The sequence below is a fragment of the Aquabacterium sp. CECT 9606 genome (assembly GCF_918741295.1).
Classification (GTDB): Bacteria; Pseudomonadota; Gammaproteobacteria; order Burkholderiales; family Burkholderiaceae_C; genus Aquabacterium.
Genome location: NZ_CAKKNB010000004.1, coordinates 610,660 through 630,104, shown reverse-complemented (window position 1 = coordinate 630,104; position 19,445 = coordinate 610,660). Strand labels below are relative to the sequence as shown.

General features: G+C 64.8%; 18 protein-coding genes. 2 read left to right on the top strand and 16 right to left on the bottom strand.

The window, feature by feature from the left end:
* Positions 1-133: 133 nt before the first annotated feature.
* Both trpB and trpA read left to right on the top strand, forming a co-directional pair.
* Complete coding sequence (trpB, locus tag LQ232_RS20135) at positions 134-1,417, top strand: tryptophan synthase subunit beta (protein ID WP_230182167.1); 1,284 nt, start codon at positions 134-136, stop codon at positions 1,415-1,417.
* A gap of 4 nt (positions 1,418-1,421) precedes the next feature.
* Positions 1,422-2,225 carry a tryptophan synthase subunit alpha gene (trpA, locus tag LQ232_RS20130; protein WP_230182166.1) on the top strand — a complete coding sequence of 268 codons (804 nt, stop codon included), beginning with the start codon at positions 1,422-1,424 and terminating at the stop codon, positions 2,223-2,225.
* A 5-nt stretch (positions 2,226-2,230) separates the two neighbouring features.
* Here the strand turns inward: trpA and trpC are convergent, their stop codons facing one another.
* The 16 genes from trpC to LQ232_RS20050 form a co-directional block, all read right to left on the bottom strand.
* Positions 2,231-3,079 (bottom strand): indole-3-glycerol phosphate synthase TrpC, encoded by an 849-nt coding sequence (gene trpC / locus LQ232_RS20125; protein ID WP_230182165.1) that lies wholly within the window; start codon positions 3,077-3,079, stop codon positions 2,231-2,233.
* 7 nt (positions 3,080-3,086) lie between these two features.
* Positions 3,087-4,124, bottom strand: coding sequence for an anthranilate phosphoribosyltransferase (gene trpD, locus LQ232_RS20120; protein ID WP_230182164.1), 1,038 nt, complete (start codon positions 4,122-4,124; stop codon positions 3,087-3,089).
* A 2-nt stretch (positions 4,125-4,126) separates the two neighbouring features.
* Complete coding sequence (locus tag LQ232_RS20115) at positions 4,127-4,741, bottom strand: aminodeoxychorismate/anthranilate synthase component II (RefSeq protein ID WP_230182163.1); 615 nt, start codon at positions 4,739-4,741, stop codon at positions 4,127-4,129.
* Positions 4,742-4,782: 41 nt separating this feature from the next.
* Complete coding sequence (gene trpE, locus LQ232_RS20110) at positions 4,783-6,294, bottom strand: anthranilate synthase component I (protein ID WP_230182162.1); 1,512 nt, start codon at positions 6,292-6,294, stop codon at positions 4,783-4,785.
* Positions 6,295-6,344: 50 nt separating this feature from the next.
* Positions 6,345-7,715 (bottom strand): alkaline phosphatase family protein, encoded by a 1,371-nt coding sequence (locus LQ232_RS20105; protein ID WP_230182161.1) that lies wholly within the window; start codon positions 7,713-7,715, stop codon positions 6,345-6,347.
* Between the two features lie 13 nt (positions 7,716-7,728).
* Positions 7,729-8,613, bottom strand: a complete 885-nt coding sequence (locus LQ232_RS20100; protein WP_230182160.1) for a TatD family hydrolase — start codon at positions 8,611-8,613, stop codon at positions 7,729-7,731.
* Positions 8,610-9,446: an EboA domain-containing protein gene (locus LQ232_RS20095; protein WP_230182159.1), complete on the bottom strand. Its 837-nt coding sequence runs from the start codon at positions 9,444-9,446 to the stop codon at positions 8,610-8,612. The genes LQ232_RS20100 and LQ232_RS20095 overlap by 4 nt, the downstream gene beginning before the upstream one ends.
* Positions 9,443-10,735: an FAD-dependent monooxygenase gene (locus LQ232_RS20090; RefSeq protein ID WP_230182158.1), complete on the bottom strand. Its 1,293-nt coding sequence runs from the start codon at positions 10,733-10,735 to the stop codon at positions 9,443-9,445. The genes LQ232_RS20095 and LQ232_RS20090 overlap by 4 nt, the downstream gene beginning before the upstream one ends.
* Positions 10,732-11,796 (bottom strand): monodechloroaminopyrrolnitrin synthase PrnB family protein, encoded by a 1,065-nt coding sequence (locus LQ232_RS20085; protein WP_256450110.1) that lies wholly within the window; start codon positions 11,794-11,796, stop codon positions 10,732-10,734. The genes LQ232_RS20090 and LQ232_RS20085 overlap by 4 nt, the downstream gene beginning before the upstream one ends.
* A gap of 395 nt (positions 11,797-12,191) precedes the next feature.
* Entirely contained in the window at positions 12,192-13,055 is an 864-nt protein-coding gene (locus LQ232_RS20080; protein WP_230182156.1) for a UbiA family prenyltransferase, read from the bottom strand.
* Positions 13,052-14,275, bottom strand: coding sequence for a metabolite traffic protein EboE (gene eboE, locus LQ232_RS20075; protein ID WP_230182155.1), 1,224 nt, complete (start codon positions 14,273-14,275; stop codon positions 13,052-13,054). Before eboE ends, LQ232_RS20080 begins: the two co-directional genes overlap by 4 nt.
* Positions 14,272-15,540, bottom strand: coding sequence for a 3-dehydroquinate synthase (locus tag LQ232_RS20070; RefSeq protein WP_230182154.1), 1,269 nt, complete (start codon positions 15,538-15,540; stop codon positions 14,272-14,274). The genes eboE and LQ232_RS20070 overlap by 4 nt, the downstream gene beginning before the upstream one ends.
* Before the next feature lie 11 nt (positions 15,541-15,551).
* Complete coding sequence (locus LQ232_RS20065; protein ID WP_230182153.1) at positions 15,552-16,187, bottom strand: DsbA family protein; 636 nt, start codon at positions 16,185-16,187, stop codon at positions 15,552-15,554.
* Positions 16,188-16,242: 55 nt separating this feature from the next.
* On the bottom strand, positions 16,243-17,232 hold the full coding sequence (locus LQ232_RS20060; protein ID WP_230182152.1) for an SRPBCC family protein: 990 nt from the start codon (positions 17,230-17,232) through the stop codon (positions 16,243-16,245).
* A 32-nt stretch (positions 17,233-17,264) separates the two neighbouring features.
* The gene (locus tag LQ232_RS20055; protein WP_230182151.1) at positions 17,265-18,443 is read right to left on the bottom strand and encodes a ScyD/ScyE family protein; all 1,179 of its coding nucleotides are present in this window, start codon (positions 18,441-18,443) and stop codon (positions 17,265-17,267) included.
* Positions 18,444-18,499: 56 nt separating this feature from the next.
* Positions 18,500-19,411, bottom strand: a complete 912-nt coding sequence (locus tag LQ232_RS20050; protein ID WP_230182150.1) for an NmrA family NAD(P)-binding protein — start codon at positions 19,409-19,411, stop codon at positions 18,500-18,502.
* Positions 19,412-19,445 lie beyond the last annotated feature (34 nt).

Below are 19,445 nucleotides of genomic sequence, written 5' to 3'. Positions count from 1 at the left end.
CACGGCGTCGACCTCGCGCGTCCGCTGACGCGCCCTCCCTCCAAGCTGGCGACCCGCCTGCAGCGCACTCACCGTGCGGCGCAGCGGTGCGCCACGCCTTGGCGCCATCCGTTTTCTTTGAACAGAGACACCCATGACAGACCAGGCCAACCCAGGACTGGGCGCCGCGCATGCCGCGAAAGCCCTGCACCGCAATCAACAGCACCAGCACCCCGATGCCCAGGGCCACTTCGGGCCCTACGGTGGCACCTTCGTGTCCGAGACGCTGGTCCACGCGCTGGAGCAGCTCCAGCAGGCTTATGAGCGCCTGCGCGACGAACCCGATTTTCTGAACGAGTTCCGCACCGAACTTCGCCATTTCGTCGGCCGCCCGTCGCCGATCTACCACGCCCGGCGATGGTCGGACCAGATGGGTGGCGCCCGCATCTACTTCAAGCGCGAAGACCTCAACCACACGGGCGCGCACAAGATCAACAATGTGATCGGCCAGGCGCTGCTGGCCAGGCACATGGGCAAGACGCGCATCATCGCCGAGACGGGCGCGGGCCAGCATGGCGTCGCCACCGCGACGATCTGTGCACGTTTCGGTTTGAAGTGCGTGGTCTACATGGGGTCGGACGACGTGCGCCGTCAGGTGCAGAACGTCTACCGCATGCAGTTGCTCGGCGCGCAGGTCGTGCCGGTCGAATCCGGTTCACGCACCTTGAAGGACGCCCTCAACGAGGCCATGCGCGACTGGGTCACGAACGTCGAGGACACCTTCTACATCATCGGCACCGTGGCGGGGCCTCATCCCTATCCCATGATGGTGCGCGACTTCCAGTCCGTCATCGGGCAGGAATGCCTGACACAGATGCCCGAGTTGACCGGCCGCCAACCCGACCACGTGGTGGCCTGCGTGGGCGGAGGCTCCAACGCCATGGGCATCTTCTACCCCTACATCGGCGACGAGTCGGTGTCGCTGGTGGGCGTGGAAGCCGGCGGCGAAGGCCTCGACACCGGGCGGCACGCGGCCTCACTGACGGCGGGCTCTCCCGGGGTGCTGCACGGCAACCGAACCTACCTGCTGCAAGATCCGAAGGGACAGGTCATCGACACGCACTCGGTGTCGGCCGGGCTGGACTATCCCGCCGTGGGGCCCGAACATGCCTGGCTCAAGGACACAGGCCGCGCGCGCTATGTCACGGTCACCGATGACGAGGCCCTGCAGGCTTTCCACGACTGCTGCCGGCTCGAAGGCATCATCCCCGCCCTCGAATCGAGCCACGCGCTCGCCCATGCCGCCAAACTCGCCAGCACACTGTCCCCCCAGCACATCGTCCTGGCCAATCTGTCAGGGCGGGGAGACAAGGACATGCACACCGTGTCCGAACGGCTGGCGCTGGCTCAACAGACTCAAGCCGACACGAAGGAGTGACACCATGTCCAGAATCGCCGAGACCTTCGACGCGCTGCGCAGGCGTCACCGCAAGGGACTGATCCCCTTCTTCACCGCGGGCGACCCGCACCCTTCACTCACCGTGCCCCTGATGCACGCACTGGTCCAAGCGGGCGCCGATGTGCTGGAACTGGGCGTGCCTTTTTCCGACCCCATGGCTGAGGGCCCCGTGATCCAGCGGGCCTGCGAACGGGCACTGGCCTTCGACATCGGCCTGGAGGACGTACTGGCCATGGTGCACCATTTCCGGCAGGCCGACCCACGCACGCCGGTGGTGCTGATGGGCTATGCCAATCCCATCGAGCACATGGGCATCGAGCCCTTCGCGGCGGCCGCCGCCCAAGCGGGTGTCGATGGCGTCATCGTGGTCGACTACCCTCCGCAGGAAGCCGAGGCCTTGAATGCAGCACTGGAACGCGTGGGCCTTGACATGGTCTTCCTGCTGGCCCCCACCTCGACCGAGGCACGCATGAAAGAGGTTGGCCGCATGGGCCGCGGCTTCAGCTACTACGTCTCGCTCAAGGGAGTGACGGGCGCCTCGCACATCGACACGGGCGAGGTGGCTCAGCGGCTGGCCCTGATCCGCCGGCACGTCAAGCTGCCCATGGGCGTGGGCTTCGGTATCCGGGATGCGCAGACGGCACGCGCGGTAGCCTCCGTGGCGGACGCCGTGATCATCGGCAGCAAGGTGATCCAGGAGATGGCCGCGGTGCCCCGGGAAGAAGCAGTGGAGGCGGCCCGGCGCTTGATCGCCGACATCCGCCAGGCGCTGGATCAGCCCCTGTAGCCATGTCAATGTGCCGGGGGCCCCCCGGCCATGTCCCCGAACAGCCGCGTCAAGGCCTCGCCAGGGTCCGGGGCCTTCATGAAGGCCTCACCGACGAGGAAACTGTGCACGCCCTGTGAGCGCATCATGGCCACATAGCTGGGCGTGCTGACGCCGCTTTCCGTCACGAGGATGCGGTCGGGCGGCACGGACTTGCGCAATTGCAAGGTCGTGTCCAGGCGGATCTCGAAAGTGACCAGGTTGCGGTTGTTGATGCCAATGAGCGGCGTGGGAATGCGCAGCGCCCGTTCCAGTTCGCGCATGTTGTGCACTTCCAGCAGAACGGCCATGCCCAGTTCCTGCGCCTCGTCAGCGAGCGCGGCCATCCGGGCATCGGACAAGGCCGCCGCGATGAGCAGCACGCAGTCCGCCTCCATGGCCCTGGCCTCGTAGAGCTGGTAGGGATCGACGATGAAGTCCTTGCGCAGGACAGGCAAGGTACACGCCGCCCTGGCCTGCCGCAGGAAACTGGCACTGCCCGAGAAGTAGCGTTCGTCCGTCAGCACCGACAGACAGGCCGCACCATGCAGGGCATAGGACTGGGCGATCGCGACCGGATCGAATGGCTCGCGCAGCATGCCCCGGCTGGGCGATGCTCGCTTGATCTCGGCAATGACCGCGGCCTGACCAGCACCGAGCCGCGCGCTGATGGCCGCCAGGAAGTCGCGGGCAGGAGGCATCGACAAGGCCTGCCTGCGCAGCGACTCGCTGCTGACCAGTTGGCTGCGCGCGGCGACCTCCTCGAACTTGGTCTTCAAGATGGTCTGGAGCAGGTCTTTGGGCGGGGGCGGCATGGGATGGGTCGTGGGAATCATGGCGTCCTCATGAGGGGGTGACTCGCTGCGTGAATTGGATGAAGGCATCGAAACGCAGGCCCGCGCTGCCATCGGCCACCAATTGGTCGGCGCGATGCACGCCGGCCTCCAGGGTGGGCTCGATGCCGGCGACATACAGTGCGGCTCCAGCGTTGAGCACAACGATGTCCCGAGCCGGCCCGGGTCGGTTGGCGAAGACCTCGCGGATGATGCGCAGGCTGTCCGGCGCGCCATCGACCACCAGCGTCGACAGCAAGGAGCGCGGCATGCCAAAGGTCTCCGGAGCGATTCTGTAGCGGTGGAGGCTCCCATCGCGGAGCTCGACCACGTCGGTGGCCACCGCCACGCTGATCTCGTCCAGGCCGTCTTGCGCATGGACCACCATCACGTGCTCGCTGCCCAGCTCACGCAACACCTCGGCCATGGGGCTCAGCCATGCGGCGTCGAACACGCCGATCACCTGGCGTCGCGCGCCAGCGGGGTTGCTCAGCGGGCCCAGCAGATTGAACAGACTGCGACCACCCAACTCGCGACGCGGACCGGCCACTTGGGCCATGGCGGGATGGTGGGTGGGCGCGAACAGGAAAGCGATGCCCATTTCCTGAAGGCAGGCGCTCAGGCTGGCGTCGGGCAGGTCCAGGCGGGCACCCGCGGCTTCAAGCAGGTCGGCGCTGCCGCTGCGGCTGGAGATCGACCGGTTGCCATGCTTGGCCACGACGGCCCCACCGGCCGCGGCCACGAAGGCGCAGGCGGTCGACACATTGAAGATGTGGGCACCGTCCCCCCCCGTGCCGCAGGTGTCCACCAGGTGGGGATGCTCGGTGCGCAGACCGCGTGCGAAGGCGCGCATGACCTGGGCTGCGGCGGTCAGTTCGCCGACGGACTCGCCCTTCATGCGCAAGCCGACCAGCAGCGCGCCGATCTGTGCAGGCGAGGCCTGCCCCCCCAGCACCTGCCGCATCACCTGCTGCATCGTGTGCGGCGGCAGGTCGCGCCGCGCCACCACGGCCTGGATGGCCGCTTTCACATCCACATCGGCTTCCATGTTCAGCAGGCCTCCGCCAGTTCGCGCTCGACCAGCACACGGGGACGCAGGAAGTTGCCCAGCAGCGCGTGACCATGTTCGGACAACAGGGATTCAGGGTGGAACTGCACCCCCTCGATCGGCAGGGTTCGGTGCCGCAGGCCCATGATGTCGTCGAAGCTGCCGTCGGGGCTCTCTGTCCACGCCGTCACCTCCAGGCAACTCGGCAGGCTGTCGCGGTCGACGGCCAGCGAGTGGTAGCGGGTGGCCTCGAAGGGTGTCGGCAGGCCCTGAAAAACCCCCGTCCCCCGGTGATGGATCATGGACGTCTTGCCATGCATGAGCCGGCGCGCCCTCACCACGCGGCCACCGAAGACCTGCCCCAGCGTCTGGTGCCCGAGGCACACCCCCAGGATGGGCACACGCCCTGCAAAATAACGTGCCACATCCAGCGACACGCCAGCCTCGCTGGGGCTGCACGGCCCGGGCGAGATCACGATGTGGCTGGGCGCCAGGCGCCGGACGTCGTCCACGGTGATCCGGTCATTGCGGTGGACCTGCACCTGCGCCCCGAGCTCGCTGAAGTACTGCACGAGGTTATAGGTGAAGGAATCGTAGTTATCGATCATCAACAGCATGTTGTGCTCCGATGGTTGCTTGAAGAAGAAGTGCTGGGCGCTCAGGCCGCGGCAAGGTGAGGACCGCCTTCGGCCTCCGCCACGGCCTTGAACATGGCCCGGGCTTTGTTCATCGTCTCTTCCCATTCGAGCTCGGGCACCGAGTCGGCGACGATGCCCGCACCGGCTTGTATGTGCAGCACGCCATCCTTGACGACCGCCGTGCGGATCGCGATCGCGGTGTCCAGGGCCCCCGACCACGAGAGGTAGCCGATGGCGCCCGCATAGATGCCCCGCTTGACGGGCTCCACCTCATGGATGATCTCCATCGCCCGCACCTTGGGAGCCCCGCTCACCGTGCCCGCCGGGAAAGTGGCGCGCAGGACGTCCATGGCGCACGTGCCCGGTTTGAGGACGCCCGTCACGTTGGAGACCATGTGCATCACATGCGAATAGTGCTCGACCTGCATGCGCTCGGTCACCTTCACGCTGCCTGCCTCGCTGATGCGCCCCACATCGTTGCGCCCCAGGTCGATGAGCATGATGTGTTCGGCGCGCTCTTTCGGGTCCGCGAGCAGATCCTGCTCCAGCATCCGATCCTCCGCCGCCGACGCACCCCTGCGCCGAGTACCGGCGATCGGCCTGACGGTGACCTCGCCGTCGCGCAAGCGCACCAGGATCTCTGGCGACGAGCCCACGACGTGGCACTCGCCCAGATCCATGTAGAACATGTAAGGCGAGGGGTTGAGGCTGCGCAGGGCGCGGTAGATGTCCAGCGGCTGCGCCTCGACCGGCATGGACATGCGCTGCGACAGCACCACCTGCATCACGTCGCCTTCGACGATGTAGCGCTGGATGCGCCGCACCGCCGCCTCGAAATCGGCCTTGTCGAACCAGGCCGTTGCCGACTGCTCCAGTGCGTGGGCATGCCCGCCGGACGACGGCACACGGCGGCCACCGCGCAAGGGGGTGCTGATTGGCTCACGGAATACCGCCTCCAGGCTATCCAGCCTGGCCTGGGCCTGCTCGTAGGCGTCAGAGACGGCAGGATCGGCCAGCACCACCAGTGAAAGCTGGCCACGCAGGTTGTCGAACACGACGACTTCCTCGGACACGACCAGCAGGATGTCGGGCACATCCAGCGGATCTTCCCGGCGCGCGCGGACCATCCCCGGTTCGATGTAGGCGACGGTGTCGTAGCCGAAGTAGCCCACCAGTCCTCCCACGAAGGGAACGGCACCGCTTGAAGGTGCGACACGAAAGCGTGTGGCGTACTCCTGAAGCCAGACCAGGGGGTCATCCACCTCCACGTCTTCCAAGATCCGCCCCTCATCCTCGACCTGGATGCGCAGGCCCCGCACCTTGACCACCACCTTGCCGGGCAGTCCTATGATCGAGTAGCGCCCCCAGTTTTCGGCCCGTCCCGGCACCGACTCAAGCAGATAGGAATGAGACCCCTGCGCCAACTTGGCATAGGCGCTCAGCGCGGTTTCGAAATCGGCCACCAGCTCCCTTTTCATGGGGATCCGGTTGTAGCCCATGGCCGCGAATTGTTCGAACTCTTGACGTTGCATCTCGGCTTGTCCTCTCTGTGATGGGTGCGCACCTGGTCGGCATCAAGCGCCTAGGTGAACAGGTGGTCCAGGATCAGGTCGTGGACGGCAGTCGCCGCCACCACGCCCTTGGGCAGCAGATCCGCGCGCGAACTGATCATCAGTGGGCCGGCGGCGAGGTCATCGGTGGGGCGGCCGTGCGATCCCTTCACCAGCGATGCGTCCAGCGGGATGACGTTCATCAAGGTCCGCATGCCGCAGAACTTGCGCAACAGCTTCCAGGCCAGCGTCAGCTTCGGCAGGCGGATGGCCGGGTCGATGAAGAGTTCGACCGGGTCGTAGCCGGGCTTGCGGTGGATGTCGACCGTGCGCGCGAAGTCCGGTGCGCGCGCATCATCCAGCCAGAAGTAGTAGCTGAACCACCGGTCACTCCGGCTGATGGCCACCAGCTCACCGGACCGCTCGTGGTCCAGCCCCGCCTCGCGCTTGCCCTCCGCATCGAGCACCTGCTCGATGCCGTCGAGTTGCTCCAGCAGGGCTTTGACCTTGGGCACCAGCTCGGGACGCCGCACGTAAACGTGCGCTACCTGGTGATCGACCAGGGCGAAGGCATCCGATGCGCCGGGATCCAGCTTGTCCTCGCCCTGTTCATCGCGCGTGGCCAGCCAGCCTGCATTCCGCAAGGCGCGGTTGATGGCGACGTCACCGGTGACCGGTGTGATGCCATATTCCGACAGGACGATCACGCGGGCGCCATCGGCCTCCACCTTGCGGATGATGTCGCCGCAAACCTCGTCGATGGCGGCCACATCGGAAGGGATGTCGGGATGGGCGGGACCCAGCCTTTGCAGGTTGTAGTCCAGGTGCGGCAGGTAGACCAGGGTGAGCGCGGGCTTGCGCGTGTCGTAGACATGCATGGCGCAGTCCGCGATCCAGCGGCTGGAGATGATGTCCGCCGTGGGCCCCCAGAATCGAAACAGCGGGAAGTCACCCAACTTGGCGCGCAACTCGCCGTGCAAGCCCGAAGGCGAAGCGTAGAAATCCGGTACCTTGCGGCCATCGGCCTTGTAGATGGGCCGGGGCGTCACGCTCCAATCCACGTCGGCGTGCATGTTGTACCACCAGAAAAGCTTGGCACAGGTGAAGTCTGGATTGCGCCGACGGGCCTCGTGCCAGACTTTGTCACCCTGGATCAGGCCATTGTTCTGGCGCCAGAACAGGGGCTCCGCCAGATCGCGGAAGTACCAGCCGTTGGCCACGCAGCCATGGTCGCTGGGAGGCCTTCCCGTGAGGAAGGTGGCCTGCACCGAGCACGTCACCGCGGGGGTGACCGTGCTCAGCGGCCTCAGCCCCCCTCGCTCGGCCAGAGCGCGCAGATTCGGCGCATGGCTCAGCAAGGCCGGTGTCATCCCGACGACATTGAGCACGACGGTCTTTTGCACGCTGGGCCCCTCCTCAGCCGTGGACCACGGGGGTCTGGCCACGAAGCACGGAATTGCCTTCGAAGGCCTGGCGCTGGTCGATGAGCACATCCACCCCCGCTTCCTGTTCGTCGAGGCGGCCGCTTTGCGCGAAGAAAGCCAGCGGGTTGTCCCACACGATGGCGCGGATCGCAGCCTCGGCGATGCCCGCATCGCGCATGGCCTGCGCGGTCTTGGGCACCTTGAGCGGATCGCTCACGCCCCAGTCGGCGGCGCTGTTGATGATGATTCGTTCCGGCCCGTACTGCTTGACCAGCGCCACCATGCGTGCCTCGTCCATCTTGGTCTCCGGATAGATGGAGTGGCCGGCCCAGCAGCCGGTGTCCAGCACCAGGGGCAGCGTTTCCTCGGTGTTGTGGTCGATGAGCACCAGCTCGTCGCGGATGCCGCTCTCGCGGATGATCGCCAGGCTGCGCAAGGTGCCGGCCTTCTTGTCGCGGTGAGGGGTGTGGACCAGCACGGGCAGTTGATGCTTGACCGCCAGCTCCAGCTGAAGCAGGAAGTATTTTTCTTCCGCCTCCGTCTCATCGTCGAAGCCGATCTCGCCGACCGCCACCACACCGTCCTTCTCCAAGTAGTGGTCGAGCAAGGCGATCACACCGTCGGCCACATCGGGGTTGTTCGTTTCCTTGGGATTGAGGCCCAGCGTGCAGTAGTGGCGGATGCCGAACTGGCTGGCCCTGAAGCGCTCCCATCCGAGCAGGGACAGGAAATAGTCCTCGAAGGTGCCGACGTGGGTGCGCGGCTGTCCCATCCAGAATGCGGGCTCCACGACCACGGTCACGCCCGCGGCATTCATTGCGTGGTAGTCGTCGGTCGTGCGGGATGTCATGTGGACATGCGGGTCGAACATATTCATGAAGCGGGGTCTCCTGAACGGGGGGATGAGCCCATCGAGGGCATGGTGGGGTGAAAGGGTGTGCTGAGCGGTGAGCGCTCGGCCAGGCGATCCAGCAGGCCCTGCGTGTCTGCCGAGAGCGCACGGCCCGCCGCGCGCCGCTCGGAGGCGTACTCGCTGACCATGCGCCTCAGATCGCGGGTGAGGCGATCACTCAGGCCGACAACCCGCTCGATTGGCAGCTCGACGGACAAGGCCTTGAGGACAAGTTGATGGAAGGCCGCATCGGGGAAGTAGCGCGCAGGAAATTGGTTGTCGGACGCGATGGCATCGAACACGCTCCTCACGCTGCTGCGGCAGGCGTCGATGGCCAGTTCGGTGAAGCGCACAGGTTCGGGCAGCAGCACGAGGCCCTGCAGCAGCGCGCGCCGCTCGTCACTGTCACCCTTGAGGAAAAGCTGCCGCACAAAGGCCATGTGGGCGTGCATGGGCAGGCGGCCAAGGGCCAGCAAGGTCAGCAAGACCCTGGCGCAATCGACCGCGGACCAGGACTGCGGCGCATGCACCCCTCGCCTGAACAAGCTGCGGTGCAGCGCTGGCGGCAATTCGGTGTGCAGCCGGCGCAGGTGCCGTGCGGCCCGCGCATGGTGGGTCAGCAACACACCGCTCTCGGCCGCTCCAGGACATGAGGCTTCGGCCAGCGCCTGCGCCAGCCAGCCCCTCGCTGCATCACCCTGCGGTTGATCGGCCAGGGCATGGACGAGGTGGTCCTTCAGATCATGGGCGATCTGCGTGGTGTAGGGACGCAGCCGTGCCTGCGCTGGTGGCGCATGAGGAACATGGGGCAGAGTCATGTCGGCTCCAGCTCGGGCGTCAACCCCACCGGCCGGTAGGGCGAGGCCAGGTTCACCGCGTCCCGTTCCATTGCGGAAATGCGTGTATAGCGCGAGGCGATTTCCTCCAGCTCGCCGGATTCGAACACGTCGGCTGGCTGCGCAAAGCCGCCGGGCGCCCTTTGGGCAGCCAGGTCGATCACCACCTCCGGCCCTTGGCGGCGGTTGGCTGCCTGCAAGGCCGTGAGCCTGGGGCGCCTGTCAGCCTCATAGGCAGCAATGCCCGCCGCGAGGCTGCCTTCGTGCTGGCGCAAATGGTGCGCCAGGGCGCATGCATCGATGATGGACTGCGTGGCGCCGTTCGAGCCGATGGGGTACATCGCGTGGGCCGCATCCCCCATGAGCACGACATGCCCGCGTGACCACGTCGCCAGCGGCTCGCGATCGACCATGGGATAGACGAAGGTGTCGGGGCTGCCACGCATCAGCGCCTCGGGGCTCACGCCGCCCAGATCCCAGCCTTCGAACTCGCTGGCGAAGACCTCGGGTGACACTGGCTGGTTCCAGTCGCCACGCGCATAGCCTGCGTCCGGCTTCTCGGGCAAGGCGGCGGCCCAGTTCAGCAGGACGTCGCCGGACTCCCTGCGTGCCATGGGATACAGCACGACCTTGCGCAGCCCGTCGCCAGCGATGATCATGCTGCGTCCTGTCATGAAGGACGGCCCCCACAACATCCCGCGGAAAACCACCATTCCGTTCGCTGGAGGCGGCCCCTCTTGCGGATGGAGGACGCGGCGGATGACCGACCGGATGCCGTCCGCACCGATCACCAGGTCGGCGTGGTGGCGATGGGTCTGCCCCGTGTGGCGATTCACGCACTCGACGACATGGCCCGTGCCTTCGTCGACCAGCCCCACCACCTCCTGGCCAGCATGGACTCGGCCAGGCCCACCCTCTTCCAGCACACGCTTGAGCAGTTCGGCCTGCAGCCAGCCGCGGTGAATGGAAAGCTGGGGCCACCTGTAGCCAGCCGCCACACCGCGGTCTTCGCGCCATATGCGGTCACCCCGGTGGTTCATGTAGAACAGTTCGGCGGTCTGGATGCACTGTGGCAGCAAGCGTTCGAGCATGCCCAGCGAGTGAAGCTCACGCACGGCATGGGGCAACACATTGATGCCGGACCCAAGGGGGCCGATCACCGGCGAGCGCTCCAGCACCTGGATGTCGGTGAAACCATGTGCCCGCAACGCGATGGCCGCCGTCAGGCCGGCAATGCCCGCGCCCGCGATCAGGATGCGCGCTTGCTTCATGCAGCCTCCCCGCAGGCGACGCCTTCCTCGCGGCGCCCGCCTTCGTGCGTGACGGTGGGCGCCTGAGTGGCCTGGCCACGGCGCGCGCCGTTGGCGCGTTCCCGCATCAGGTGCTCGTTCTCACGCGTCAAGTCCAGGATCTTGCGCAGCAAGGCCACCGGCGCACCGCCACTGCCGTGCGCATACAGCGCCACTTCCTCGGCGTAAGCCTTGCGCGCGATGCCGATGTGCCGCCCCCGGAATACCTTGAGCAAAGTCATGAGTTCCGTCAGGCTCGTCGCGCTGCGCACCAGATTGCCATCCGGCTCGCCCGTGCAGGCATCGAGTGCTTCGGTCACCTTGGTCACCAGCGAGACATCATGGCAGTGGCGCTGGTAGAACGCCCGCCATGAGGGCAGGCTGTAGTGCACCGACTCCACCAGGAAGGTCTTGTAGTCGGCCTGATTGCGGTCAGACGCCCACACGCAAAGATCCACCAGCCAAAGGGGCGCCTGCGCCGCGGCGGGCCCCAAGTAGCGTTCGCCGCGAACAACGACATCTTCGAAATAGGGACGCAGCACCTGGGCAAAAAAGACAGGCGAGACCCGCTCGGTCACCGAGTCGATGGCGTCCACCATCGTCCTGCCTGATTCATGCAACATGCCGACCGTGGGCGCAAAACGCACGTCGTGCGGAGACATCGTGCTCAGGACATCGCTGATGGCCAAGGAGGCGCTCAGGCTGGGAAACACGCGAACGACCGCGTCCTGCAACCAAATCTCCTGTGGCTCACCCGTGTAACTGCGCCGCCGGGCACCAACAGGGTTCCACGACGTGTAGTGGTGGACCGTGTCGCGCGGGATCATGTTCGTCGCCGCCCCCAGGTCCACCAGGGGCTGCTCCACCTCAGGCACGGCCTGCACGGGCTCCACTCCGTGCCGTTTGAGAGAACCCAGGACAATTCCGATGTCTCGCATGGCGGCAAACGCCTTCTCCGAGGTGTCAATATGCGACTCCCGGGTTTGCTGCACCAAGTACTGAAGCAGACGAACGAGCCCGTCAGTATCTTTCGCGGCATTCATGGCCGGCAGACTGCTTAACCGCAAATCCGCATTCAAGGGGTCCTGCGCGCGGATGGCTTCCACGTTGAAATAGCACTTTTCGTGGAAGCAGCTGGCATCCAGTGAAATCATGTTCACCCCCAATTGAAATATTGATTTATCAAACTGCTGCGACAGCAGGTCTATGCACAAAGAATCCCTGGCTGAATAATTTTTTTGTAATTCTAAGGATGCGTGGTTTATTGTGAATAAACAAGCGACTCAATTTCTTTAAATTTCGTATACATCCGGCGTTATTTTCAAACATGACAAATTCATGAATAAAACAACGATCGATGAACTTGTGCTTGTCAGCAAGAAATATTTGCAAATTGACCACAAGCGCGAATATGACGACAAATGATTGGCATTGAACGTCAGGTACCGGAAATTTTCCTTTGCAGCAGAAGCGTCAATAAGAATGCGGCCACGGCCGTTGCCAGAGCTGGCGACAGGCCCAGGACGGATATGGCCAATGAATCAGCCAGCGAAATGCCGGCGATGAAGCCGCCCACGGCATGCCGGATATTGCGGTGCTGGGATGAAAAAACCATGCGCAGGCAATGACCGGTCCATAGTCCGAAAGCCAGCAGACACAGTGTCGTCTGCGCATCCAACGGCGCGACCAGGAGCACAGCCAGCATGGGGCAAAGCAATCCCACGAGGGGCCAGACCCGAATCACCTTGCCGGCTTGTTCGTGCTTGGCCACGTAGGTCAAGCCCATCAAATAGGCCAGCAACACCACCGCCCCGAGCCAGACGGCGTCCGGCACGGCACCGCCCGTGGCCGCAAGGGCACTCGTGATGTAGGTGAGCATGCGGCACAGCCCCATCACCAGCGGGCTGAAGCGATTGGCCTTGTGATCGTAGTTGTAGTAAATGACCACTGCCGTCAGCAATGCTCCCGAGGCGAAGGCGGGCCAACCCATGGGGGCCAGCATCACCAAGCCCAAACCCAGCATGCCGTACCCGGCGGCGAACACCGCGCGGGCTGACACCCTGCCGGAAGGAATGGGCCGTTCTGGCCGCTCACGCAGGTCGATGTCGCGGTCGAAGGCATCATTGAGGTACATGCCGGCCACATAGATCAGCGACAAGACTGCCATCAGCCGAAGCGTCATGCCCCATTCCTGCACGTGCCCCGACAACACCATCCCCGCAAGCACATTGCTCCAGACCGTGGGCAGGTTGGACACCCGCCCCAACTCCAGCGCGGTGCGCCACCCATTGCGTTTCATCATGACAGTTGATCCAGTACCCAGTTGAGTTCGCGTGCGATGGCCTCGTCCAGCGGGCTTGTCCGCCATCCGGGCGGCAACACGTTCCACGTGTAGGTTTCCACTTCCAGATGCGGTGCGATCGGCCGTTCGCGGTGGCGCGCGAGCAGCGCTTGCAGGAAGGGCTGGGTCGTCGTGAAGGCCCCCAGGTCATGGCACCAGACCGGCACGTGAAAATGAACGCGCCATTCCCGTGCCATGCCAAGATCGCCATCGTCCAGCGCAGCCAAGGCTTGCGGCAGATCATCGAAACGCCGCAACATCCCATCTTCGGACAGCCGTTCGACCACCTGGTGCAGGTAAACCGCATCGTCCAGTTCATCGAATGCACGGCGGGGCAATGCACCGGCACCGTCCGCCTGCAACCCCACACTGAGCTGTGCCTTGGCGATGCGGATGCCAGCGCCCTCCAGTGCCTTGAGGCAAGACAGCGGATCTTCGAACTCGACGGCAGCGTGACAGGCGTCGAGGCAGACCCCAAGGTGCGTCCGGAGCACTTGCTCCGCCAGCCGCTTGTCACCACCCAACCGGGCGGCCATGTCGGCCAAAGATTCCGGGTGCAGAACATGCGATTCGAAGAACCGCACCGTGTCGGCGCTGGTCTCCAGCAGGCAGGAAGGTTCTGGTTCCAACGCGAGCACGATGTGGCGCCCGGTGTCTTGCGCAATGCGGTTCAACCTCACCGCATGGCGCCGCAAGTTGGCGGCCATGGCATGCGCGCCGCCATCGCTTTCGTGCGCCAGGTGTGGCCGATAGCCGCCCGGCACGGTGCTGATCGTGCCCAGGCCATGGTCCTCCGGCAGCAGCGCCGCCAGCAGATCGGCCAGTTGGTCCGAATACCTGAGCCGGTCAGTTGCCCGCCAGTCCGGCAGGTAGACCTGGTCCTTCACGCGCTCGCCATGAAAGGCGCCATAAGGAAAGCCATTCAAGGTGAACACGTAGAGTCCATGGTCGGACAGGAACGCCTGAAAGGCCGCCAATGTTTCGGGCACCGCCAGCTCTTCGGCAGCCCGCGCCGACAGGCGCAGCCCCACGCCAAAGGGCTGGATTGGCGCGACACGGGCCTTCACCAAAGGCAGATGCGCTCGCAAGGCCAGAAAGGTGTCGGTCCAGCTTTCGCCCGGGTGCACATTGGTGCAGTAACTCAGGTGGACCGGGCCTGGATCCCCCGAAGGGCTGTTCAAGCGCATCGTGCGTGGTTCCGCGCGCGCAGCCAATCGATGCAGGCATTCATCATGGGATGGCGAACCTCATGGATTTCCCGCCCGCAGCCGATGGCGTCCAGCATCGTCACGGTCAGGTCGCCGCCAAGGTGTTCCTGGAACTCCGCGAGCCCGGCCATGACCTGCCTCCGCCCTTGCGCATCCTGCAGCTCGAAGGCCTCGTGCCACAACTTGAACCCGAGCCGCTCCAGCAAGTGGTGGAGCCGTTCCCCCTGGACCTCCGGAAGCAGGCCCGTCATGACGGCATAGCGGGTGTCGAGGGCCAGGCCGATGGCCACCGCCTCACCGTGCGTGAGCGTGTAGCCGCTGAGGTTCTCCAGCTTGTGCGCAGCCCAATGCCCAAAGTCAAGGGGCCTGGCACTGCCGAACTCGAAGGGATCGCCGCCTTGCCCAATGTGGCGCAAGTGCAGTTCCGCACAGCGGCGGATCATCCAGCGCATGGCCTGTGGCTCGAAGCTGCGCAAGCGTTCGACGTTTTTTTCCAACCATTCAAAAAACCCTCCGTCACGGATCGCCGCCACCTTCACCGCCTCGGCCATGCCCGCGATGCGATCGCGTTCCGGCAGCGTGGCAATGAAGCCATGGTCGTTGATGACCGCGAATGGCGGCGTGAAGGTCCCCAGGAAATTCTTGGCACCGAACGCGTTGATCGCCGTCTTCACGCCAACACCCGAATCGTTTTGCGCCAGCACCGTGGTAGGCACACGGATCACACGGATGCCCCGGTGCGTGGTGGCCGCGGCATAGCCGGCCATGTCCAGCACCGAGCCGCCCCCTACGATGACCAGGCAGGAGTGGCGGTCCATGCGAAGCTTGTGCAGCATGGTCTGAAGCCCCAGGACGGCATGGTGGTCGTTCTTGATCAGTTCGCCGCCCTTGACCAGAAGCGGCGCAGCCACCAGATCCAGGGCGTCGGCATGCCGACAGGCATAGGCCTGGAATCCGCATACCAAGGTCGGGTCGGCCTGCGCCACTTGGCTGTCGAGCACGACCGCGAAACGGTGACGCCGTCCCGGCTCCTTGCGGCTGATGGCTTGCCGCAGCACCATGTTGTCCGGATCACGCAAGATGCCATCGGTGAAATAGACAGGGAAATCGAAAGGCACGCTGAAGCGTTGCTCAACCATGTCGGGGGCAGGCAAGGCCACGTGATGCGGCGCCTCCTCCGGGCTGCGCGGGACGATGCCGTTGAACTGGGACGTGCGTTGCGTCAGGACGAAGCTCATATCGGTGGTACTCAATGCGTCGGGGCGGGCAAGGCGCCCGACAGGATGTTCACAAGGTCATCGGTGTGCTCGATGTACCGACCGCCAAGCCGATAAGACGGGACAGAGCGGACCCCCAGTTGCACGGATCGGCGTTGATCCGCGCGCACCTCGTCGCGCTGCCAGTCGGAAGCCAGGCGCTGCGCGAACGCTTGGCCGGGCAGTCCCAAACGGCTTTCGGCCAGCGCGGCCAGCACCTCGGGCCGGCCGATGTCCTGGTCCTCCAGGAAATAAGCCCGCAGCAGCACTTCGACCATGGCGCCCGCCTGACCATGCTCGGCGGCCAGACGCACCGCGCGATGGCCATCCAGCGTTTGCGGGTAGCGGGACAACTTCAGGAAATCGAAGGGGATGCCCAAGCGCTGTCCGATGCGTTCGACCTGCTGCTGCATGGGCCGTGCCCGTTCGCCGTATTTCATGCGGTGGTAGCGCTGGAAAGGCAAACCGCCCTCGGGCAGTTGGGGGTCCAGCAGGTAGGGTGACCAGCGCACGCGCACCTCGCGGCCCAATGTTGCCAACGCCGCATCGAGCTGCGTCTTGCCAATCAGGCAGAAGGGGCAGACCAAGTCATAGAAAACCTCGATTTCGACAACATCTTCTGTATTCATCACAGCCTCTGTACGGAGAAGAAAAAGAAGAGCGAACGCCGACCGGTGACCCGGTTCAGGCGTGCGCTGTCGCCAGTGCGGTGGTGTAACTGAGGCCATCGGCGAAACGTTCGGAACGCCCCGACAGCATCTCTACCCGCCGCTTGATGCCCAGGCTTTCGCCCCGCATCGCCGCGATCCCGTCGCCATGCGCGGCGCCAGTCAGCCGCGTTGGCGCGATGCGGTGCAGGACACAACCTTGCGCGGACGGCACACCCAGCACATGGGCACAGGGCAGGACAGCAAACACCTGAAGAAGCGGAGGAGACCATGGACATGCCGCGCCTGGCACGCTGCCTGTGGTCCGCATCAGCACCACCTGTCCCAAATCCGCATGGTCGTTCACCGAGGATGAGGCCTTGAACGCCCGGCTGTACGCATCGCGAAAACAGCCCTCCTTCAAGGACCCGGACTCATCGGCCAAGCGACGCTTTTCCGGTCTCGTCACCTGTTCCCATTGAGCTGCCCAGTGGGCCGCGTTACCCAGGTCGGCCAGGTAAGCCGCGATCAGGGCGGCAGGCGCGTCAACGAACACCGAACAGGCCAACAAATGCTCGGGTGTGACAACAGGGGCGGTCCGGCCGTTATCCCGCTCCAACACCGCTTTGAGACGCAGCAACTCGGCCCGGTGCGCGATGGCGTCGAAGCCTTGCTGGCCCAACGTCGTTTCCACGTCCGGACGCTTGAAGCTGATCCAATGCACGTGCACCCCGCCGTCTGAGGCGGGCAGAAGGCACAGCCGATGGACCACCGACAGGTGATCCATGCTCTTGCCACACTGCCACTCGAGCATGGGCACCTCGGGATGCGCCAGCGTTGCAACCCGCATGTAGATGCGTTGGCCGGATGCCGTCACCTCGCCAATCCACGTGTTGGCCGCGATCTGCTCGTGCACCCGGGTGCCCAGCGTCCACATCGACAGATGATTCAGGTCGGACAGGAAGGAAAAGGCCCTGGCCACCTCCACCCCGACGTGAACGGACACCGGCACGGTATGCTTTTCCATGCACCCTCCTCCACCGTGCCTGCTGCAGCCGCTCAAAAGCGAACGAGCTGCGCCTTGCTGCCATGCGTGCCGTAGTTGGTCACGTAGATGCGCCCACTGCGGTCAACAGCGATGGCGGTGGGATAGGCCAGGCCCGTCGAGGCCACCTTGGTCCGAGTCCCGTTTGGCAGGATCCGCGTCACAGCGCCGGTCACATCCCCCGATGTCAGACCGTTGTGCGCCAACTCCAGGACATAGAGGCTGCCGTCAGGGCCAAACGTCAGGTCGATGATGTTCGAGAAGTTGTCGGCGAACACGGTTGGTGCGCCACTGGCGCCGAAGCGGAAAACCCGCGCCGCGCCCTTGGGATAAGGGAAACCGGTGAACTCGGCCACGAAATGCGCGCCATCGGGGCCGACGACCACCGCCGTCGGCACGGACTGCACCGGCAAGGTGGCACCGGCAGGTAGCCCCAGGTCGGCCGGCGCTGGGAAGTGCCGTTCAGGAAATGCGTACCTCGCGCTGACCTGACCGTCGAATCGGATCTTCAGCACGTCGTTGGCGCCCGCATCGGTGGCGATCAAGCCGTGGCGGGAGAAAGCGAGGCCGGAAGGATTGCTCTCCAGTTCGCCTCCATCGGGATTGTGGGCGTCTTCAAAGGCTGACAGGTTCGCCACATCGAAGGAAATGGACGGTGTCGTCAGCGAATGCCACAACACGTGACCGAAACGCTTGTCGGCCGAAGCCAGTTGGCCACGTTGTTCCGGATCCCCGTAGTTCGCCACGGTGAAGAGCACTGAAGGACCCAGCAGCTTGATCCGGGAAGGTCCGATGGCGAAACCACCGTTGGGCCCCGCGATGGAAGGCAGATTCTTGATGACGCGTTCAACCTGGCCATTCGACACCCGGGCAATGGCGCCAGACGGACCATAGCAATCGTCGTAGTCGCCATTGGCACTGGTTAGACAGACTCCGCCCTTGCCACCGTTGCCGGCTTCCGTCACGTAGACGACGGGAGACCCGGATGATTCGTCGATAGCGATGCCCCGAGGATTCGAGAGCCCCTCGGCCAGCACCGTGAAGGGACTGGGACCACTCGGCTCCGGCGACGTGTCTACGCCGCCATGTGGACCGGCGTGGGCCCATGCCGCGGACGGCAGCGCGGTGTGCAGGATCAGCGCCAGAGCGGCCAGGGAGAACCGGCCTTTGGAGACCATGGGGGATCGTTTCATTGCGGCTTCCTCACTCGTTCGTGAAAGGTTGGGTGAAAGTGTTGCGATTGGGAGAATCAGGCAGCCGGCCTGGCACGCGACCAAGGCTGCCCAAGTGACCACGCCCGAGGCGTCAGCGCCTGCGGCAACAAAGATTGATCCAACTGCTCGCCGGCATCTCCGGTTGCGAACAGCGTGGTGTCGGGATGCCGGAAGGCCCAGTGGTAGATCCCTGCCACGCCGGCCGCGCTCTTCGGTCCGATGAAGGCGACCAGGGACTGCTCGAACACATCGGGCGGAAGCGGCACATAGCTGAGGGGACGACCCACCGCTTCGGACAACTGCGCGGCAAGTTCATGGCCCTGCAACGGGCTCGACCCGATGAGCACAGGGGCGGCCGGCACATTGTCCAGCGAGTGGGCTGCCACCACGGCCCGCCCGAGGTCGGCCAACGAGAGCCATGACACCCGGGTCTGCGCCGGCAGTGGGTAATGCAATTGGCCGTGCTCCTGCATGCCGGCCAGGCTGGGCGGCGCCAGCAGGTTCTCAAGGTAAATGGAAGGCTTCAGCGTGACAATCTCGACGCTGCTGGCGCGCAGGATGGCGTCGGCGCCATTGCGTGTGTCGAAGGCAGCCACATCGGACCGCACATGGGGCGTTCGCGTGTTGGCATTGAAGACGATGCGCCGCACGTGGTTTCGCTCAGCAGCCCGTGAGATGTTCATGGCATAGGCGTCTGTCACCTCGGGGTTGTATTCCAGCGGCAAAGTCACCGTGAGGTGGGTCACGCCCTTGAAAGCTTCGAGGAGGGCATCGCCGTCCGCAAGATCCGCCACCACCCGTTGTGCGCCTGCGGGCACAGGGCCGGCTTCGGACCGCACCAGCACCTTGACCTGTTGCCCCCGCCCCAGCAATTCGCGGGCGATGGCCGAACCTTGCGCACCGGAACCACCAAGGACCAAATGTTGTTGTATCTGTTGACTGGACATAGAATCGCCCTCATTCGTAAGTAGTTTTCAAATT

What these genes read in the sequence shown, in the direction of transcription:
- trpD (WP_230182164.1), bottom strand. Translation starts at nt 4,124, where the DNA reads ATGGAAGCCGATGTGGATGTGAAAGCGGCCATCCAGGCCGTGGTGGCG.
- trpB (WP_230182167.1), top strand. Translation starts at nt 134, where the DNA reads ATGACAGACCAGGCCAACCCAGGACTGGGCGCCGCGCATGCCGCGAAA.
- LQ232_RS20070 (WP_230182154.1), bottom strand. Translation starts at nt 15,540, where the DNA reads ATGAGCTTCGTCCTGACGCAACGCACGTCCCAGTTCAACGGCATCGTC.
- LQ232_RS20090 (WP_230182158.1), bottom strand. Translation starts at nt 10,735, where the DNA reads ATGAAGCAAGCGCGCATCCTGATCGCGGGCGCGGGCATTGCCGGCCTG.
- LQ232_RS20085 (WP_256450110.1), bottom strand. Translation starts at nt 11,796, where the DNA reads ATGAATGCCGCGAAAGATACTGACGGGCTCGTTCGTCTGCTTCAGTAC.
- trpA (WP_230182166.1), top strand. Translation starts at nt 1,422, where the DNA reads ATGTCCAGAATCGCCGAGACCTTCGACGCGCTGCGCAGGCGTCACCGC.
- LQ232_RS20055 (WP_230182151.1), bottom strand. Translation starts at nt 18,443, where the DNA reads ATGAAACGATCCCCCATGGTCTCCAAAGGCCGGTTCTCCCTGGCCGCT.
- trpE (WP_230182162.1), bottom strand. Translation starts at nt 6,294, where the DNA reads ATGCAACGTCAAGAGTTCGAACAATTCGCGGCCATGGGCTACAACCGG.
- LQ232_RS20095 (WP_230182159.1), bottom strand. Translation starts at nt 9,446, where the DNA reads ATGACTCTGCCCCATGTTCCTCATGCGCCACCAGCGCAGGCACGGCTG.
- trpC (WP_230182165.1), bottom strand. Translation starts at nt 3,079, where the DNA reads ATGATTCCCACGACCCATCCCATGCCGCCCCCGCCCAAAGACCTGCTC.
- LQ232_RS20100 (WP_230182160.1), bottom strand. Translation starts at nt 8,613, where the DNA reads ATGAATATGTTCGACCCGCATGTCCACATGACATCCCGCACGACCGAC.
- LQ232_RS20080 (WP_230182156.1), bottom strand. Translation starts at nt 13,055, where the DNA reads ATGATGAAACGCAATGGGTGGCGCACCGCGCTGGAGTTGGGGCGGGTG.
- LQ232_RS20060 (WP_230182152.1), bottom strand. Translation starts at nt 17,232, where the DNA reads ATGGAAAAGCATACCGTGCCGGTGTCCGTTCACGTCGGGGTGGAGGTG.
- LQ232_RS20050 (WP_230182150.1), bottom strand. Translation starts at nt 19,411, where the DNA reads ATGTCCAGTCAACAGATACAACAACATTTGGTCCTTGGTGGTTCCGGT.
- LQ232_RS20065 (WP_230182153.1), bottom strand. Translation starts at nt 16,187, where the DNA reads ATGAATACAGAAGATGTTGTCGAAATCGAGGTTTTCTATGACTTGGTC.
- LQ232_RS20115 (WP_230182163.1), bottom strand. Translation starts at nt 4,741, where the DNA reads ATGCTGTTGATGATCGATAACTACGATTCCTTCACCTATAACCTCGTG.